Annotated in this window: 5 tRNA genes; all 5 read right to left on the reverse strand. The window is 46.4% G+C overall.

Annotation, left to right across the window (positions count from 1 at the left end):
• Window positions 1-12 precede the first annotated feature (12 nt).
• Window positions 13-86: transfer RNA gene (locus tag V2145_RS21405), tRNA-Gly, on the reverse strand.
• Between the two features lie 3 nt (window positions 87-89).
• Window positions 90-166 (reverse strand) — tRNA-Arg (locus V2145_RS21410).
• Window positions 167-256: 90 nt separating this feature from the next.
• A tRNA-Leu gene (locus V2145_RS21415) sits at window positions 257-343 on the reverse strand.
• 27 nt (window positions 344-370) lie between these two features.
• Window positions 371-453: transfer RNA gene (locus V2145_RS21420), tRNA-Leu, on the reverse strand.
• A gap of 18 nt (window positions 454-471) precedes the next feature.
• Window positions 472-547 (reverse strand) — tRNA-Lys (locus V2145_RS21425).

Raw genomic sequence — 547 nt, forward strand, 5'->3', positions numbered from 1 at the left:
AATTAATAATAATGGAGCGGGTGATGAGAATCGAACTCACGACATCAGCTTGGAAGGCTGAGGTTTTACCATTAAACTACACCCGCATATGGCGCGCCCGAGAGGAGTCGAACCCCTAACCTTTTGATCCGTAGTCAAACGCTCTATCCAATTGAGCTACGGGCGCATTTTTTTTAATTTCATTCACCGCTTCGTTAGCGACTTAACTATCTTATCATCTTCACTCTCAAGTGTCAACACCTTTTTTTATTTTTTTTGGTGCGGCCGAGAGGACTTGAACCTCCACGGGTTATTCACCCACTAGGCCCTCAACCTAGCGCGTCTGCCATTCCGCCACGACCGCTTAAATAAAAAAGGTTAAAGATAAAAGTGCGGGTGAAGGGACTTGAACCCCCACGTCATAAAGACACTAGATCCTAAGTCTAGCGCGTCTGCCAATTCCGCCACACCCGCATGTGTGTGTATTTAAAATGGTGAGCCATGAAGGACTCGAACCTTCGACCCTCTGATTAAAAGTCAGATGCTCTACCAACTGAGCTAATGGCTC

Origin of the sequence: Priestia sp. GS2 (genome assembly GCF_036409025.1) — a bacterium.
Lineage (GTDB): Bacteria > Bacillota > Bacilli > Bacillales > Bacillaceae_H > Priestia > Priestia aryabhattai_A.